At 72.7% G+C, this 17642-nt stretch carries 14 protein-coding genes; 7 read left to right on the top strand and 7 right to left on the bottom strand.

Going from position 1 to position 17642, the window contains the following annotated elements; all coding sequences use genetic code 11:
* The first annotated feature begins 349 nt into the window (after positions 1–349).
* The 5 genes from ACZ6W9_RS16650 to ACZ6W9_RS16670 all read left to right on the top strand — a co-directional run bounded on the left by ACZ6W9_RS16650 (position 350) and on the right by ACZ6W9_RS16670 (position 6476).
* On the top strand, positions 350–940 hold the full coding sequence (locus ACZ6W9_RS16650) for an RICIN domain-containing protein (RefSeq protein WP_389960215.1): 591 nt from the start codon (positions 350–352) through the stop codon (positions 938–940).
* On the top strand, positions 937–1977 hold the full coding sequence (locus ACZ6W9_RS16655) for a hypothetical protein (RefSeq protein WP_389960217.1): 1041 nt from the start codon (positions 937–939) through the stop codon (positions 1975–1977). Before ACZ6W9_RS16650 ends, ACZ6W9_RS16655 begins: the two co-directional genes overlap by 4 nt.
* Before the next feature lie 114 nt (positions 1978–2091).
* On the top strand, positions 2092–4524 hold the full coding sequence (locus tag ACZ6W9_RS16660; protein WP_470118468.1) for a S8 family peptidase: 2433 nt from the start codon (positions 2092–2094) through the stop codon (positions 4522–4524).
* A gap of 174 nt (positions 4525–4698) precedes the next feature.
* Positions 4699–5718 (top strand): DUF4331 family protein, encoded by a 1020-nt coding sequence (locus ACZ6W9_RS16665; protein ID WP_389960221.1) that lies wholly within the window; start codon positions 4699–4701, stop codon positions 5716–5718.
* A 293-nt stretch (positions 5719–6011) separates the two neighbouring features.
* Positions 6012–6476, top strand: a complete 465-nt coding sequence (locus ACZ6W9_RS16670) for a GNAT family N-acetyltransferase (protein ID WP_362932249.1) — start codon at positions 6012–6014, stop codon at positions 6474–6476.
* A 61-nt stretch (positions 6477–6537) separates the two neighbouring features.
* Here ACZ6W9_RS16670 and ACZ6W9_RS16675 read toward each other — a convergent pair whose 3' ends face one another.
* A complete protein-coding gene (locus tag ACZ6W9_RS16675) occupies positions 6538–7611 on the bottom strand; it encodes an alkene reductase (RefSeq protein ID WP_389960223.1) in 1074 nt (357 codons plus the stop codon).
* Between the two features lie 247 nt (positions 7612–7858).
* Here ACZ6W9_RS16675 and ACZ6W9_RS16680 point away from each other — a divergent pair, with 247 nt between their 5' ends.
* The gene (locus ACZ6W9_RS16680) at positions 7859–8248 is read left to right on the top strand and encodes a MerR family transcriptional regulator (RefSeq protein ID WP_389960225.1); all 390 of its coding nucleotides are present in this window, start codon (positions 7859–7861) and stop codon (positions 8246–8248) included.
* Positions 8249–8324: 76 nt separating this feature from the next.
* Here the strand turns inward: ACZ6W9_RS16680 and ACZ6W9_RS16685 are convergent, their stop codons facing one another.
* Positions 8325–9548, bottom strand: coding sequence for an ADP-ribosylglycohydrolase family protein (locus tag ACZ6W9_RS16685; protein ID WP_470118471.1), 1224 nt, complete (start codon positions 9546–9548; stop codon positions 8325–8327).
* 27 nt (positions 9549–9575) lie between these two features.
* Positions 9576–10799 (bottom strand): hypothetical protein, encoded by a 1224-nt coding sequence (locus ACZ6W9_RS16690; protein WP_470118473.1) that lies wholly within the window; start codon positions 10797–10799, stop codon positions 9576–9578.
* Between the two features lie 191 nt (positions 10800–10990).
* On the opposite strand from ACZ6W9_RS16690, the gene ACZ6W9_RS16695 reads away from it, so the two are divergent.
* Complete coding sequence (locus tag ACZ6W9_RS16695) at positions 10991–11557, top strand: hypothetical protein (protein ID WP_389960231.1); 567 nt, start codon at positions 10991–10993, stop codon at positions 11555–11557.
* A 151-nt stretch (positions 11558–11708) separates the two neighbouring features.
* Here ACZ6W9_RS16695 and ACZ6W9_RS16700 read toward each other — a convergent pair whose 3' ends face one another.
* From ACZ6W9_RS16700 to ACZ6W9_RS16715, 4 genes are read right to left on the bottom strand one after another with little or no spacing between them, the layout of a single operon-like run.
* A complete protein-coding gene (locus ACZ6W9_RS16700) occupies positions 11709–12986 on the bottom strand; it encodes an NAD(P)/FAD-dependent oxidoreductase (RefSeq protein WP_470118475.1) in 1278 nt (425 codons plus the stop codon).
* A gap of 58 nt (positions 12987–13044) precedes the next feature.
* Positions 13045–14529, bottom strand: a complete 1485-nt coding sequence (locus tag ACZ6W9_RS16705; RefSeq protein ID WP_389960235.1) for an NAD(P)/FAD-dependent oxidoreductase — start codon at positions 14527–14529, stop codon at positions 13045–13047.
* The gene (locus tag ACZ6W9_RS16710) at positions 14526–15959 is read right to left on the bottom strand and encodes an FGGY family carbohydrate kinase (protein WP_389960237.1); all 1434 of its coding nucleotides are present in this window, start codon (positions 15957–15959) and stop codon (positions 14526–14528) included. The genes ACZ6W9_RS16705 and ACZ6W9_RS16710 overlap by 4 nt, the downstream gene beginning before the upstream one ends.
* On the bottom strand, positions 15956–17635 hold the full coding sequence (locus tag ACZ6W9_RS16715) for an amino acid permease (protein ID WP_389960239.1): 1680 nt from the start codon (positions 17633–17635) through the stop codon (positions 15956–15958). The genes ACZ6W9_RS16710 and ACZ6W9_RS16715 overlap by 4 nt, the downstream gene beginning before the upstream one ends.
* Positions 17636–17642 lie beyond the last annotated feature (7 nt).

The following is a 17642-nucleotide window of genomic DNA, read 5'->3' on the forward strand; positions in this document are numbered from 1 at the left end:
ACTCCTCCGGCAATGCATTTGAACGGTTTTTCGTGGAATGCGCCAGAGTGAAGAGTAGGCCCCCTCCTTGCGTGTGGCTTGCGCCGCGCTTGCGCCGCGCATGCGCGCGTTTCCGGATGAATTTACGGTGGCCCCGGAAAGGCGGCCGCCTGCGATGACGGGCCGGACGAAGACCGGCTGTCACCGGCGCGCTACGGATTCGGCATTGTGGCGCCCGTTCGCGCTCGTTTACGCTCCGCCCGACTCCCGAGGCCGACCAGGCGAAGGGTGGATCACGTCCACGCCGGCCCGAAAAGAAATCGCCGGCCGAATCCTTTGCACCGCCCACTCAGAAAGGAGGACGCACAGGATGGGACACTCTCGTCCTGCCGTCCGCACGGCCACGCGGGGCGCGACGGTGCTCGTCGCCGCGGCCCTGGCCGCAGGGCTCTTCCCAGGCGTCGCGCACGCGGACGGCACGTACCGGTGGCAGAACCAGTTCACCCGCCAATACCTGGACGTCTACAAGAAGTCGAAGGCCAACGGCGGCATCGTGGTCTCCTGGCCGTCCACCGGTTCCAAGAGCCAGCTGTGGAAGGAGACCAAGAGCAGCGCCGGTTACTACCGGGTGCGCAACGTGAACAGCGGAAAGTCGATGGACCGCTGGAACCGGCGTTTCTCCCCCGACTACCACGGCGCCGCATGCGACGTGACGCAGTGGAGCTGGTGGGGAGGAAACCAGCAGCACTGGAAGAGGCGCAGCGTCTGGAGCAACGGATACAATCGCCGCTTCTTCATCTGGTACAACTGGCAGGGCTGCCTGAACGACAGGTGGCACGACACCCTGGGCGTTCTCAATCCCTTCAAATACTCCAACATCATCCTCTACACCCGGAGCTACTGCACCGAGGGCAAATGGATAAGCAAGGGTGAGTGCTACTGGAGGAAGAACGGAAAATGAGAAAGCACACTCCCGCCCTGCTGGCCGCCGGGGCCGTTCTCGCCGTCACCGCGGGCGTCGCCGCCGCCGTCAACGTCACGCCGGCCGCGCAGAGCGCCATGGCCGCCGCCTCCCCGGCTCCCGCCCCCGGTCTGACCCTCGATCCCGACCCCCTTCCCACCACGGGCGACGTCCTGCCGACCCCCATGCCCACGGAGTCGCTCGGACCGGAGCCGTCCCCGATCCCGGAGCCCGCTCTCACCGCCGCCCCCTCGGATCCGGGCCTCCCCATGCCACTCGACCCGTTCATGACGTCCATGGACGACATCCACACCATCGACCTGGCGAAGGACGCCGCGGCGGCGCGGTGCATGCGCTCGCTCGGGTTCTCCGCCTGGACGGACGGGGTCGTGCGGAACTGGAACCCCGAGGACTACATCGAGGCGGACCTGATCGAGCCCCTCGACGCGACCGCGACGACCCGGACCGGGTACCCGCGCACCGGACCCGACCCCGCGGTGGCCGCGCAGGCGGAGCAGCCCGAGGACCAGCGCGCCGCCACGCCGGAGGAGATGGAGGCATACGACGGCACCCTGGACAGGACCGCCTCGGGCGCGGACATCCCCGAGGGCGGCTGCGAGGCGAGTGGCGCGGCCGAGGTGCTCGACGGGGACCCGGCGCTGGTCGCCGACCCGCGGTTGCTGGCCGACGACGCGAGCTTCCTGGCCCTTGAGCACAGCGCCGTCAAGCAGGCCCTGGCCGGATGGACGACGTGCATGAGCGGCAAGGGCTACGGCTACGACAGCCCGATGAGCGCGCGCAACGACATGCGGTGGGCCGAACGGGCGGCCGACGAGCCCGCCACGGCGGCGGAGAAGCAGGTGGCCGCCGCCGACGCCGCCTGCGCCCAGAGCACCGGCCTGCTCGCGACCTACCGGGCGGCCAAACGGGCCTACGAAGAGATCATGGTGGCCGACCGGAGGCCGGCGCTGACCGAATCGAGGCAGGTCTTCGACGGCTGGGTGCGGCGCGCCGAGGCGGTACTGGCGACACGGTGACGCGGTGAACCGTGGTCACGGCCCTGTCCGGCCCCCGCGTCCCCGGCGCGGGGGCCGGACAGCGCACGTCCACGGCCGAAGTGGCAAGGAGTCGAAGCCGATGCGGAGGTATTCATGAAGCACCGTCTGGTGCGCCGCCTCGTCGCCGTGGCCGCGCTGGTGACGGCGCCGCTGACGGCGGCTGGTACGGCGGACGCCGCCTGGGCGAGCACGGCGGACGCCGTCCGGGCGGACCCGGAGCCGTCACAGAAGGTGGACGCCGGGCTGGCACACAGGCTCGCCGCCGGCGGTGACGGCCTGGTGAGGGTGAACGTGGTGACGCGCGACCGCACTGCCCTGGCGAGCGCGGCCTCCGCCGTCGACGCCGCGCAGGTCGTCCAGAAGCTGTCCCGGTTACCGGTGGTCACGCTGCGGGCCGACGAGGCGGCCGTGGAACGGCTGGCGCGGCAGCCCGGCGTGCTCAGCGTGTCCGAGGACGTCCCCGTCGCCCCGGCGCTCGCCCGGAGTGTGCCGCTGATCGGTGGCGACCGCACCCGGGAGGCCGGGCTGACCGGCGAAGGGAGCGTGGTCGCCGTCCTGGACTCCGGGGTCGCGGTCCACCATCCCTTCCTCGGGGGCCGGGTCGTCGCCGAGGCATGCTTCTCTCCCAGCGATCCCGGCTACGCGGCCACCAGCCTGTGCCCCGACGGCGCGGAGCGGCAGGAGGGGCCGGGGGCCGCCGACTCGGAGAGCGGTCCGTGCGCGAACCTGGACTGCGCCCACGGCACCCACGTGGCGGGGATCGTGGCGGGCGACGGCGAGGGCCTGAGCGACGCCGACGGCAGCGGCGTCGCTCCCGGTGCCGCCCTGGCCGCCGTCCAGGTCTACAGCAGGTTCGACTCCGTCGCCTACTGCGGGGCCGCGGGGACGCCCTGCCTGCTGAGCTTCGTCAGCGCCCAGATCGCCGGGATGGAGAAGGTGCTGGAGCTGGCGGAAGGGGGCCTTCCCGTGGCCGCGGTCAACCTCAGCCTGGGCTCCGGCCGCTACACCGCGGCCTGCGACAACGACCCGCGCAAGGTGGCCGTCGACAGGCTGCTGGCCGCGGGCGTGGCCACCGTCGTGGCCGCGGGCAACCAGGGTTACCCCGACGCGGTCAGCGCTCCCGCCTGCGTCTCCTCCGCCATCGCCGTGGGCAGCACCACCGACCAGGACGAGGTGTCCGGCTTCAGCAACGCGGGGCCGCTGCTCGACGTGTTCGCGCCGGGCTCCGACATCGTCTCCTCGGTGCCCAACGGGCAGTGGGCGTCCAAGAGCGGCACCTCCATGGCCGCCCCGCACGTCGCCGGCGCGCTGGCGGTGCTGCGCCAGGCGTTCCCCGGCGCCACCCCGGCCGAGCTGGAAGCGAAGATCAAGGCCACCGGCAAGGACATCATCCACGAGGGCGTCACGATCCCGCGCCTGCAACTGGACGACGCGGCCCTGGGCGCCGCGCCGAGACCGGGACCCGACCAGCTCTTCCAGACCCGGGCCCGCCTCCTGGACAACGTCACGATCGGCGGCAGTTCCACCCTGACCGTCAAGGTCGCCGGCGCCGCCGGGCTGCCCGGGCGGGGCGTCGCCGCCGTCGCCCTCAACGTGGCCGCCAAGGGCGACCTGTTCAACACCGGCTCGCTGGCGGTCCACCCCTCGGACACTGTCGGGCCGAACGGAGGAACGGTCTTCTACGACGCCACCCGTTACGCCTCCACGATGATCCTGGCCAAGGTCGGGGCCGACGGCGCGATCAAGGTGGAGAACCACAGCGGCCAGCCCGTCCGCGTCTACCTCGACGTCCACGGCTACACCCTCGACCACGCCGCGGCCACCGTCGCGGGCACCTATCTGCCGATCACCCCGGTACGGATCGCCGACAGGGTCCCGGTCCCGGCCATGGGCGAACTGCGGCTTCCGACGTCCGCCATCCCTGAGATCCCGCCGGAGGAACTGCAGAGCCTCGCACTGACGGTGCTGGTCAAGAGCCCCTCCACCGGCACGATGCGCGTCTACGCGGCCGGCGACCCCTTCCCACCCGACGCCAACGTCGACTACCCGGCCAACACGCCCACCCAGTTCTTCACCATCGTCAAGCCCGGCACCGATGGCAAGGTCAACGTGCACAACCTGGGCGCCGGTGCGGCGGAGGTGTCGATCGAAGTGAGCGGCTACTACACCACCGCCCGGCGCGGCTCGGTGACCAGGGCGACCGACCCGCTCCCGCTGGCCACCGGGGTGACGATCGCGGCCGGCGGCACGCACGTCCTGCGGCCCGGTGACGTGGAGGGCGTCCCCGCCTCCCGTGTCCGGGCACTCGGCCTCGCCGTCACCGCCCGCGGCGTCGCGGGCGGCACCGTCGAGATCGTCCCGGCCGGCGGCGGGGTCACCGTACGGACGGTGGCCTACACGGCGGGCAAGGACACGGCCGGTTTCGCGACCGCGGCGCTCCGCCCGGACGGGACGATCGTGCTGAAGAACCAGGGCGCCTCGCCGGTGACCGTCTCCGTGGACGCCTACGCCTCCTTCATCGGGTGAATGGACGAACCGGGCGACCCGCCGTCCGCCGATGCCTCTCGTTCGTTTCGGCAGATAGGGCTTAACCTGCGGAAACAGGATCAAGTGCAGATCGGCAGGACGTGACCACGCCCCAGGACGGCTCTTGGAGCATTCCGGCGGTTGTCCGGTGAACGAGCGAGGAAAGGGCCTGACATGTCCAACCACTTCACCGGCCTCAGCCTCGGGCCGCCACTCGGAGACCAGCGCCTCGATCTGTGCGACCTGTACGCCTTCACGGCGCCCGGGGATCCGAGCAGGACCGTTCTCATCCTCAACGCCAATCCCAACGCCGACGCGCTGCACCCCGACGCGATCTACCGCCTGAACATCGACAACGACGGCGACTACCTGACCGACGTCGCCTTCAGCTGGGTCTTCAGCCCACCGGCCTCCGACGGCTCCCAGACCTACAGCGTGTTCATGGCCACCGGTGCGCAGGCCCGCGAGCCCGGGGCGGTCGGCACCGAGATCGTGTCGGATGCCGCCGTCTCCTTCGGTCCGCGGGCCAACGTGGTCGGCAGCGGCGACTACCAGGTGGCCGCCGGCAGCCGCAGCGACGCCTTCTTCTTCGACTTCGACGGCATCAAGAACCTGTTCGACACCGGCGGCAATCGGAACTTCACCGCCCCGCATCTGGGCGGGCGGTCCCCCTGGACCGGCGTCGACTCCAACCTCACGGCCAACGTCTTCTCCATGGCCATCGAACTGCCGACCGCGGAGCTGGCACCCGACCCCGAACTGCACATCTGGGGCCGGTGCAGCGTCATGCGCGACGGCCGACTCGTCCACGCCGACCGGGCCGGACACCCGTCCATGAGCAGCTTCTTCAACACCGACGACACCAAAGAGGACTACAACGCCGGCGAGCCGGTCGACGACCGCGACAGATGGACGGATCAGTTCGTTCACCTGCTGGGCCACACCGGTGGCTACTCGCGCGAGGAGGCCATCGCCGCGATCGACGAGCACGGCCTCCTGCCGGACGTGCTGAGCTTCGACCCGTCCAAGCCGGCCGCCTACCCCAACGGCCGGACCTTCACCGAAGACGTCATCGACATCCGCGTCGCGTTCCTCACCAAGAACGAGGCCCCGCCCACCGGGCTGAGGCCGCACACCGACACCCTGGACCGATTCCCGTACCTCGGCGACCCGCATCCGGCGGCCGCCTCCTGACGGACCCCGGAGGGACACACCCGCAGGCTCCGCCGGCCGAACCGGCTCACCGCCGACGACCTGGCCGGACGGCGCCGGAACGGGCCCGTAACAGGTCTGGAACAGGCCCGGAACGGGTCCGGAACAAACCTGGAGCAGGCTCGGATCGATCCGGGCGGGGGCGCGCCCGGTACGGCCCGGCCGTACCGGGACGCCCCTCACGGCCGGGTGCGGGATGCCTCTCCCGGCACATCGACGGGTCCGGGGTCCGGCGACGCGGCCCTCCACGACGCGGAGCACGTGAGTTGAGTGAGTTGAGCGAGTTGAGGATCCTGGTGGACGACCTGTCCGGTCCGCGGATCATCGAGTTCCTCCGGGAGCACGTCCGGCAGATGCGGTCCATCACCCCGCCGGAGAGCAAGCACGCCCTCGACCTCGACGGGCTCCGCGCGCCAGGGGTCACGTTCTGGTCGGTCCTGGACGGTGAGGACCCGGTGGGCTGCGGGGCGATCAAGAGGCTGGACGCGGGCCACGCCGAGCTGAAGTCGATGCGCACCGCGCCGGAACGCGCCCGGAGCGGCATCGCGTCCCGGCTGCTGGAGCACATCATCGCCGAGGCCGGGGCCATGGGCTTCACCCGGCTGAGCCTGGAGACCGGGTCGGCCGGGTTCTTCCTGCCCGCCAGGAGGCTGTACGAGAAGCACGGGTTCACCTACTGCGAGCCGTTCGCCGGCTACCGCCCCGATCCCAACAGCGTGTTCATGACCCGGTCCCTCTGACCCCGCCCCCGGTGCGTCCGGGGCGGGCCGTGCGCCGGTCACTGCGGAGGCCCGTACGGGCTCAGGCCGTGTGCCGGTAGGCGGTGTAGGTGAGATAGCCGGCGTCGCCGCCCTGGTACCAGGTGGACATGTCGTGCGGCGCGATCGGGAGCCCCTGGCGCAGTCGTTCCACGAGGTCGGGGTTGGCGATGTAGGCGCGGCCGAAGCTGATCAGGTCGGCGCCGAGCCCCAGCCAGTGGTCGGCGGCGGCACGATCCGTCTGCCGGGGGCCCAGCGGGAAGACCGGGTTGACGATGAGCGTGCCGGGCCACTCCTTGCGCAGCCCGACGAGCACGTCCTCGTCGGTGCTGGCCTCCAGATGGACGTACGCCAGGTCCAGGGGGGCCAGTTCGGCGAGCAGCGCGCCGTACAGGGCGGGCACGTCGGCGTCCTCCGCTCCCCAGAGTCCCGCGCCGGGCGAGAGCCGGATGCCCGTACGGTGGCCTCCCACCGCCTCGACGGTCGCGGACACCGCCTCCACGGCGAACCGGATCCGGCCGGCGATCGACCCGCCGTAGGCGTCGGTGCGCAGGTTGGCGCTGCTGGAGAGGAACTGGGCGATGAGGTAGCCGTTCGCGCCGTGCAGTTCCACGCCGTCGAAGCCGGCGTCGACGGCGCGGCGGGCGGCTTCGGCGTAGGACCGCGCGTGTTCGGGCACCTCGGCGGTGTTCAGCGCCCGCGGCACGGGCGCCGGCTTGAGGCCCGACGGGGTGAACACCTGCCCGGTGGCGGGGACGGCCGACGGGCCGACCGGCAGGGTCCCGATGGTGTCGGGATGGGAGACCCGCCCCCCGTGCATGAGCTGGGCGAAGACACGCCCGCCGTTGGCGTGGACCGCGTCGGTGACCGGCAGCCAGGAGGCGGTCTGCTCGTCGGTGTGCAGGCCGGGGGTGCCCGGACTGGACTGCCCGACGAGGCTCGGCTGGACGCCCTCGGTCACGATGAGCCCGGCGGTGGCGCGCTGGGCGTAGTAGGCCGCCATCGACGGCGTCGCCAGGCCGCCCGCGCCCGCGCGGGCCCGGGTCATCGGGGCCATCACCACGCGGTTGGGCAGGGTCAGCGCGCCGAGCCGGTAGCGGTCGAACAGGGTCGTCATTGTCGCGTGCCTTTCGGAGGTTCCCTCGGATGGACACGTCCGCCGGCTGGACGCTGCGACTACGCTAAGACCTGACATTGACGTCAGAGGCAAGCGTTCGGAGGAGACTCCCGGAGACCGCGGTCCCCGGCGGGCCGGGCCTTCGGCGAAAGTGGCCTCCGGGCTGGAGCCTTCCGAGGGCGGCGGCCTCCGGAGACCGCGGTCCCCCGCGGGTGGAGGCCCGCGAGGAGCGCGAGGAGGAGGAGCGATGCGGATCGGGGAACTGGCGGCGCGGGCCGGGGTCAGCGTCCGCTCGCTGCGCTACTACGAGGAGCAGGGACTGCTCACCAGTACGCGCAGTGCCAGCGGCCAGCGCCACTACACCGACGACGATGTCGACCGGGTGGCGTTCATCCAGCGCCTGTACGCCGCCGGGCTGTCCAGCCGTACGATCGCCACGATGCTGCCGTGCCTCGACGCTCCCAGCGAGTACAACTCCGACGAGGCGTTCGACCGATTGATGCGGGAGCGGGACCGCATCGACCGGCACATCGGGGAGCTTCTCCAGGCCCGCGACGCCCTCGACCGGCTCGCCGAGGACAACCGCGCGCACCGCGAACGGCTGACGGATGCCGGGGTACGCCTCCGCGTGCCGTGACGGGCCGTACGGTGAGGCGGTGCCCTCGCCCGCGCCCGGCGCCGGTGGGCCGGGCGATCGATCCTCCGGAGGACGCCTAACGGTGACCGCGGCCGGCGTCCGGTTCCCCGGCGGCCCCGTGGCCGTCGCCGAACCGGGTGGCGAAGTCGTCGGCGAGGGCCGCGACGGCGTCGCGGCCCTCCAGATCGGCGAGCCAGCCGGCGGGGAGCGCGGACTCGCCGTGCAGGGCGCCCAGGAGGTTGCCGCAGACGGCGCCGGTCGAGTCGCTGTCGCCGGAGTGGTTGACCGCGAGCAGCAGCGCCCGCCCCAGGTCGCCGGGGTCCGGGTGGGACAGCGCGCAGTAGACCGCGATGGCCAGCGCCTCCTCGGCGACCCACGCCCCGCCGAGCGACTCGACCCTCTCCGGGCCCGGGCCGCCCTCGGCCGCCAGGGACACGGCGGCGCGCAGCGCCCTGGTGGTCTCCTCGTGGGCGGGGTAGGTCGCCAGCAGGTCCATCGCCAGCCGTACGGCGGGCACGAGCGGTTCCCCGGCCACCACCAGGTGAACGGCGGCGGCGAAGGCCCCGGCGGCGAGGTATCCGGTGGGGTGGCCGTGGGTGAGCCGGGCACACGCGGCGGCCAGGTCGAAGGCGTGCCGGGGACTCGGCGCGTTCAGGCCGAAGGGGGCCGAGCGCATGACCGTCCCGCAGCCCTTGGAGTCGGGGTTGACCGGTCCGGGGCCGCCAGGGAACGTGAGGCCGCGGCCGTCCGGCCGGGAGCCGGCGGAGGTCCCGGAGGCGGGGCCGTCCGGTCCGGACGCGGAGCCGGGGGCCACCGCTCCGGGCCCGCCGGAGGGCCCGAACCCGGGGCCGGCCGTTCCCTGATCGCCGGGGAGCGACGCGGCCCGGTCCCGGCTCAGGCCGGACAGGCAGGCGTTGCCGGGGGCGCGCCGGGAGTAGAGCCACGTCTGCTCGCGCAGCGCGCCGGTGCGGAACGCGGCGCCGTCCGCCGGGGGAGGGGCGGGGTGCCGCTGGGTGTCCAGCCAGCGCAGGTAGGCGTGGTGGACGGCGGTGACGTCGCCCCCGCGGAGCAGCCCCTCCACGGTGAACAGCGTCATCTGCGTGTCGTCGGTGATCAGACCGGTCCTGCCGGACCCGTCGGGGACGAACCCGGTCACACCCGCGGGGCCGTACCGGTGGCGGATCGCGTCGATCGGGTCGAACTCGATGACGGCGCCCAGCGCGTCGCCGAGCGCGCCGCCCAGCAGGCAGCCGCGCACCCGGTCGCGGTACTCCGGCGGGCCTTCGGGGGAACGAGGCATGACCACTCTCCTTCGGTTCCGGTGAGGCTACCGGTTCTCCTTCTCCGGGGAACCGCGGAGGAAGCCGGTGGGCGGGCGTCCGCCGGCCTCGATGCCGGTCGCCGGCCCGCCGATTTCGGTCCATCGGTCTTGGGTGCCGTTCCATTGCCAGACGCTGCGGCGGTCTTCGGTGAGGCGGTAGAGGTGGTCGTTGACGGCGAATTCGGCGCCGGGTCCGCTGATGGGGGACCAGTGTCCGGGTCGGCCTTCGTATTTGTAGAGGGCGCCGGGGTCGGGGTTGGTGGCGAAGAGTCCGGCGTCTCCCGCGTAGATGTGCTGGGCGGGTCCGCCGATTTCGGTCCATTGGCTTTGGGTGCCGTTCCATTGCCAGACGCTGCGGCGGTCTTCGGTGAGGCGGTAGAGGTGGTCGTTGACGGCGAATTCGGCGCCGGGTCCGCCGACGGAGGACCAGCGCCCCGGCCGGCCCTCGTATCTCTGGAGAACGCCGGTACCGGGGAACACCGCGAAGAGCCCGGCGTCTCCCGCGTAGAGACGCCGGGCCGGCCCGCCGATCCTCGTCCAGCGGGTGCCGGAACCGCTCCACTCCTCCACGATCCCGCGGTCACCGAGCCGGTACAGACGACTCCCGCCGTCCGGCCGGAGCGCCTCCCTCGAGAAGCCCGGGACACCGGTCATCGAGGCGCTCGCGGAGGTGCTCACCGTGGCTGGAACGGTGGTGTCCGCGGCGGGGCGGCCGAACGTCACGATGGCGGTGGCCGCCAGCACGGACCCCGCCGCCAGCAGGAGAGTCCGCCGCCCGGGCCGCCGTACGGCGGGCACGGCCCGGTGACCGGGTGGCGGGTCTTCCGCCGGACGCGCTTCCGGCTCAAGGCGGGGCCGGGGTTCGGCGCCGGCTCCGAGTTCGGTCTGGGCTTCCACCGTGTGCGGGGTTCCGGGCGTGGGGCGGGTTCCGGGCTCGGGGTGGGCTTCCCGGCCGGTTCGGTGAGGTCTCCGCGCCGCGGCCGTCTCGGCCCTCTCGTGCAGGGAGCGGGCCCGTTCCAGCAGGCGGGAGCGGGCGTCAGGACCGGGCTCGCGGTCATGGACGATCCGCTCCAGCAGGTGGAGCGGGATCATCTTGGCGCCGGACCGGTATTCCCCCCAGAGGGTCTTCCTGCCCACGTACCGTTCACTCAGCTCGCGAATGGTGACGCCCTCGGTGAGTGAGCGCAGGAAAGCCGCCAGAGCGTTGGCCTCTTCCGTCTCACCCCTCAAGCCTCCTTGCGGACGTCCTGGACCACCCATTTCCTCCGCCCCTTCCGGACACTCGTTTCCGTCCGCGTTCATTGTCCGCGGAAAACGCATTGTCCGCTCTTCGCGGGGGATTCGGAACGGATGCCTTGCTGGAAAATCATGGGCGGGCGCAGCGTGGTCTCCACAGGTTCCCCGACCCCCTGGAGGTTGTTGTGATCCCTTCCTTCCCGAACCGCCGGGCCCCGGGTGGGCGCCGCGCCCGCGTCCTGTCGCGCCGCGTCGCGCTCCTGGCCCAGACGGTCGTGCTGGCCGCCGGCCTGGTCGCGCTCTTCCCAGCCGGGGCGGACGCCGCCGCGCCGAACGGCTGCGGTGGTTCCTTCGCCCTCCTCAAGACCTGGCCGATCCGGTACCAGGGGACCGAAGCCGGCGGCATCGACGTCTACTACAGCGGCGCCACCGGCCAGAACTGCGTCATCGTGCGCCCGAACGCCGGCTATCCGCACGGCACGTTCGACCGCATCCAGGCCGGGCTGCGCAGGAGCGGGACGTCCCATTGGGAATGGGACGGATACAACGCGAACCTGACGTCCAGCCCGAGCAATTACACCTACTACGCGGGACCGGTCTACGTGTACGCCAAAGGGAGCTGTATCGACTTCTACGGCGAAATGCGGTTCGTCGGGCGGCGACATGCCGGGAAGTCGACTCTCATGGGAAGAATCGGCGCCGCCTTCAGCGACCGGGCGATGGATTATCAGATGAATCGGCACTGCGCCTGACGCCCCCGCGCGTCCCGCCGCCGTCGGTGCAGGGACGGCGGCGGGCGGAACCCCGCACGCGGGGGAGTCCCCGCGCGCGGGGGAGCCGCGCGGGGACGGCCGTGTGCCGTCCGCCGGAGGTCAGGGGAGGGCGGGGGCCTCCGGCACGCCGTCAGGTCTCCACGCCGATGTGCACCGGCCCGCCCGCGTGGTTCACCGCGGCCAGCATGCCCGACGGGACGCGGAACACCCGGCCCGGGGCCGCCGGCCACCACAGCCGCCTCCGGGCGATCACCATCCCGTCCTGCCGTAGGACGACCCGGGGGAACGGGACGAACCGGTCGCTCCACAGCAGCAGCCGGCGGCGGGCCGGGGCGAGGTCGCCGTGCCGGATGATCTCGGGCGTCACCCACCGGAAGGGCGCGTCGGCGACGAGGCGCACCTGCCCGGCCGGCGGGCTCCCGCCGTTCAGCCAGGCAAGGACGGAACGGGCGGCGCGGGCGCCGTCGATCGCCGCGATGTCGGCCGTGTCCACCGGGTGGAGCAGGTTGCCCACGGCGAACACGCCGGGCCGGTCCGTCCGGAACGCGCTGTCGACCAGCGGCCCCTTCGTCCCCGGGTCGAGGGTGATCCCGGCGGCGCGGGCGAGCTCGTGGTCGGGGATCCAGTCGCCGGTGAGGACGAGCGTGTCGCACTCGACGATCCGCCGCGCGCCGGTGTCGAGGTTCTCGATCTCGACCGCCCGCAGATCCGGCTTGCCGATGATCCTCGACACCCGGGTGCGGGTGGCGATCCGGGGCCGGAAGAGCGCCCGGCCGCCGAGGTTGAACAGGGCGTAGGAGCCGGGACGGGGGTACTCGGTGGTCATCAGCACGGTCGCGCAGCCGGCCTCGCGCAGGGTCAGTGCGGCCGACCAGCTCACCAGCTCCGCGCCGGCGATGACGGCCCTCCTGCCGACCTCGCCGTGCTGAAGGTGGACGATGTTCTGCAGGTGGCCGGTGGTGTAGACGCCGCGACCGCGGTCGCCGGGGATGAGTCGGCCCGGACGCGGGCGCTCGCGGGCGCCGGTGGCGAGGACGACGGCTCCCGCCTCGACCAGGAGGCGGCCCTGCGGGGTGGTGACCTCCAGCGTGCGCTCGCCGGCCCAGCCGGTCACGGTCGCGTTCGTCCGGATCGTCGCGCCGGCGGCGCTGGCCTGCTCGACGAGCCGCCGGGCGTAGGCGGGGCCGCTGACGAAGCGACGCATGTCCCTGATCCCGTAGCCGGGGTGGTCGCTGTGCCGGGGGATGCCTCCGGCGGCGCTCTCCCGGTCCAGGACGAGGACCTCGCCGTCGACCCGCGGCGCGAGCTCGCGGGCGGCGCTCAGCCCGGACGGTCCCGCGCCGACGATGACGACGGCCGGGGTGAGGGTGGTGACGCCGGTGTCCGCCGGCGCGGTGTCGGTGCTCATCGGCGGACCTCCGGTGAGAGGGTGGCGACGCCGGTGCTCGCCGGCATGGTGTCGGTGCTCATCGGCGGGCCTCCGGCGAACGGCGGTCCCCGACGTCCCCGCGGTTCTCATCGAGGTCACCGGGGGCGCAGGCGCCCCGGCTCTCCAGCAGTCTCCCCACCTCGGCGCCGCAGTAGAACCCCTGGCAGCGCCCGTTCATCGCCCGGGTACGGCGGCGCAGCCCCTCCAGCCCGGACGGGGGGATCGGCGAGCGGAAGGCGTCGCGGATCTCCCCGGCGGTGACCCGCTCGCAGAAGCAGACCACCCTGCCGTAGGCGGGGTCGGCGGCGATCCGGGCGGCGTCCTGGTAGGGGCGCGTGAACGCCTCCCCGAGGTTGGGCATGCGGGGCGGCTCCGGCAGGTCCTCGCGCGGCACCAGTTCCAGGCCGGCCTCCCCGGCGAGCCCGGCGACGTGCTCGGCGATCGCGATGCCGGCGGTGAGGCCGGTCGAGCGGATCCCGCCGGCGAGGACGTAGCGCCGCCGCGCGTCGGCCTCGATGACGTAGTCGGAGTGGTCGCTGGCCGCGCGCAGGCCCGCGTAGGTCGCAGTCACCTCCTCCTCAAGCAGTTCCGGCATGAGCTTGCGCCCCTTTTCGAGGAGGAAGGCGATGCCCTTCTCCGAGGTGCCGGTGTCGGTGCGGTCGGTGAGGTCCTCGGCGGTGGGGCCGAGCAGGACGTTGCCGTAGACGGTCGGGCTGATCAGCACCCCCTTGCCGCGCGAGGTGGGCACCGGGAGGATGATCCTGTTCGCCAGCGGGCGGGCGAGCTTGTCATAGACCAGCAGCTCGCCGCGGCGGGGCGTGACCGTGAAGCGGTCGTGGCCGAACATCCGGTCGATGACGTCGGCGCCGAGACCGGCGGCGTTGACGACCCAGCGGGTGGTCACGTCCCCGCCGGTGGTGCGCAGCACGGTCGTCCCGTCGCGTTCCTCGACCGCCTCGACCCTGCGGTCCAGCAGCAGCGTCGTGCCGCGCCGTACGGCGTCGGTGGCCAGGGCCAGATTGGTGGTCCAGGTGCAGATGATGGACTCGTCGGGGACGGTCAGGCCGCCCAGCGCGCCCTCCCCGAGGTGGGGGACCTGCCGGTAGACCTCGGCGGGGCCGACGATCTCCGTACGGTCGTAGCCGTTCAGCGCGGCCTTCTCCTTCAGGCCGGGCAGTGCCTCCAGCTCCTCGTCGGTCCAGGCGACCAGCAGGGCGCCGGTGCGTTCGACCGGGATGCCGGTCCGCGCGGCGTAGCCGGACAGCAGGCGGTAGCCCTCGCGCACCAGGCGGGACTCCAGCGTGCCCGGTTTCGCGTCGAAGCCGGTGTGCAGGATCGCGGTGTTCGCCTTGCTCGTGCCGTCGCCGACGTCGCCGCGCGCGTCCAGCAGCGCGACGTCCAGATCGTGGCCGGCCAGCTTCCTGGCGATGGCGGAGCCGACGATGCCCGCGCCGATCACCACCACGTCGAACGTGGCCGGAGCGCTGCCGTTCGCCTTCGTGTTCCTGTCCGTGGTGCTCACCGGTTCCCCTCCCGCGCCAGGACGCCGGCCACCGCGTTCTCCCAGCGGGAGCGGAAGCCGGCCGCCTGGTCGGCGGACCATCGAGGTTCGTATGTCATGGCGGGTTCCCACGCCGGCACCGCCTCCCGGAGGGGGAGTGAGGGGTCCAGTGCAGCGCGGGCCAGCGCCACCGCGCCGAGCGGCGTGGCGTGCTGGGACGGGTAGACGCCGATCGGGATCTGCGTCAGGTCGGCGACCGCCTGCATGAGGACCCGGCTCCGGGTGAGCCCGCCGTCGACGCACATGGCGGTCAACGGCCGCCCGAGGTCGGCGGCGACGAGCTCGCCGAGCCCGGCGACCTGCGCCGCGATCCCCTGCAGTACGGCCAGCACGAGGTGCTGCGGGCCGGTGGACAGCGTCATCCCGGTGAACGCGGCCCTGGCGTCGGGACGCCACCAGGGGGCGGCCAGCCCGGCCAGCGCCGGGACGAACATGACCCCCTCGGAGTCGCCGGCGGCGACCGCGTCGAGGTCGGCGGCGTCGCGGACGAGGCCCAGGTCCTGGATCCACCGTACGGCGGAGGCGGCCGTGTAGACCTGGCCGTCGAGGCAGTAGGAGGTCTCCCCCCTGGCCCGCCAGGCGACGGAGGCGGCCAGTCCCGCCGTGGAGCGGGCGGCCGAGGTCCCGGTGTTGGCCAGCAGGAACGCCCCGGTGCCGAAGGTGCACTTGGCCTGGCCGGCCGTCAGGCAGTTCTGGGCGAGCAATGCCGCCTGCTGGTCGACCACGAGCCCGCCGACGGGGACGTTCCCGCCGAAGGCGGAGGTGTGGCCGACCACCTCGTCGCAGGAGACGACGCGCGGCAGCCGCTCCCCGCCGAGCCCGAACAGGTCGAGCAGCCCGGCGTCCCATTCGGCGTCGTCGAGCCGCGTGACCAGCGACCGGCTGGCGGTGGCGGCGTCGGTGACGAACTCCCCGGTCAGGTGGTGGACGAGCCAGGAGTCGGAGGTGGTGACGACCCCCTCGGCGGTCACGTTCCGGCGCAGCCACGCCATCTTCGGCGCGGAGAAGTACGGGTCCAGGACCAGCCCGGTGATCTCCGCGATCCGGCCGGCGTGCCCGGCCAGCTCCGCGCAGAGGTCCTCCGCGCGGCGGTCCTGCCACACGACGGCGGTGGAGAGGGGCTCGCCGGTGGCGGGGTCCCACGCCAGGACGGTCTCGCCCTGGTTCGCCAGTGTCACGGCGTCGATGGGGACGCCCGCCTGCTCGACGGCCCGGCGTCCGGCGCCGAGGACGGAGTCGAGCAGTTCGCGGGGGTCCTGCTCGACCCCGCCCCCGGGCAGGTAGGCGGGCCGGACGGGCAGCTCAGCGAGGCCGAGCACCGTGTCGTCGCCGTCGACGACGACGGCCTTGGTGCCGGAGGTGCCCTGGTCGATGGCGAGTACGGTCGTCATCGTTCCCGGCTCCGGTGCGCGCCGGGCTCGCGCGCGGTCTCGGTGTGCCCGGCCGTGGGTCCGGCCGCCTCGGCGTGCCCGTGTGCGGTCGCGTCCGCCGCGTCGGCGTGCCCGGAGGTGCGCCCGGCGGCTTCGGCGTGCCCGTGCCCGTGTGCGGTCGCGTCCGCCGCGTCGGCGTCCAGCTCCGCGTCGATGGAGCGCATCGTCGGCATCGCCAGGCCCGCCGCCCCGCCCCGGGAGAGGAGGAGATACCCCAGGTAGAGGGCGCCCAGGACGAGCATGACCAGCACGTAGGTCCACGGGTCGGTGAACGAGGAGTCCCGGAACAGCAGCAGCTCGAAGATGAGCCAGGCCAGTGCCACGACGATCACCGGGATCTCCCACCGTCCCAGGGCGAACCCCCTGCTCGGCGGCAGCGTCCTGCGCTTGACCACGTACAGCACGACGGTCGCGGTGTAGATGATGGCGGGCAGCAGGGTGGCGGCGGCGAACAGGCCGAACAGCGCGTCGGTCCGGGTGGAGAAGACCGCCAGGATCAGCTCTCCGATGACGCACATGAACACGGTGGCGTTCAGCGGCGTGCCGAACCGCGGCGAGACCTTCCGCCACGCCTGCCAGCCGGGGAACCTCTCGTCGCGGGACATCGCCCACACCAGGCGCACCCCGGTCATGAGGATCACCATGCCGCAGGCGAAGATCGCGATGACCACCAGCACCAGCAGCGCGGTGCCCACGAACGGGCCCAGCACCCGGGTGATCACGTCCGCGATCGGCGTCGCCGACTTCGCCAGCTCGACCGGGTCGCCGGCGAGCAGGGTCACCGCGACGAGGAACAGGAAGCCGAGCACGCCGGAGGCGAGGACCGCCTGCCACATCGCGCGGGGGACGACCCGCGCCGGGTCCTTCGTCTCCTCCGCGAGGTTGGCCGCCGACTCGAACCCGACGATCGTGAACGCGCCGAGCAGGAAGCCCAGCATCCACGGGCCCGCGGACGTGAGGGTCCCGAAGTCGAGATAGCCCTCGGACGGGACGGCGCCGGTGCTGAACAGGTTCGCGAAGTCGACCTCGCGGGCGACGAAGCCCACGCCGAGCAGCAGCAGGACGAGGGCGATCATGCCGATGAGCTCGGCCGTCACCGCGAAGTTGTTGACCCGCTCGGTCCACTTCGTGGAGAGCGCCACCAGGAGGGCCTGGGCCAGGATGACCACGCCGGTGATCACCCACGCGTTCAGCGCTGTCCCCTCGTACCGCAGCAGCACGGGCAGGACGGTGGAGGCGATGGTGTAGTCGACCGCCACGACGACGATCGCCAGGAAGGTGAACGAGATCCAGCCGATGATCCAGCCGAGCACGGGGTTCGCCAGCCGGGACGTCCACTGGTAGGAGTAGCCGGTCACCGGGATGCGGGCCGCCAGGGAACCGAAGATGAACGCGACGGCCAGCTGCCCGACGATCACGATCGGCCAGGTCCAGATGCCCGCCGGTCCTGAGCTGTTCAGCACCGAGCCGTAGGTGGTGAAGATGCCGGTGGCGATGGAGACGAAGGCGAACGCCACCGCGAACGAGGCGAAGCGGCCGGTGCCGCGCTTCATCGCCTGCTGGTAGCCGAACTCCTCGACGCCCCCGGCGGTCGCCCGATCACCGGGCGGGGGTGCGGATGGTGAATACTGGGACATGGATCCT

The organism is Streptosporangium sp. NPDC053982, from assembly GCF_055585205.1.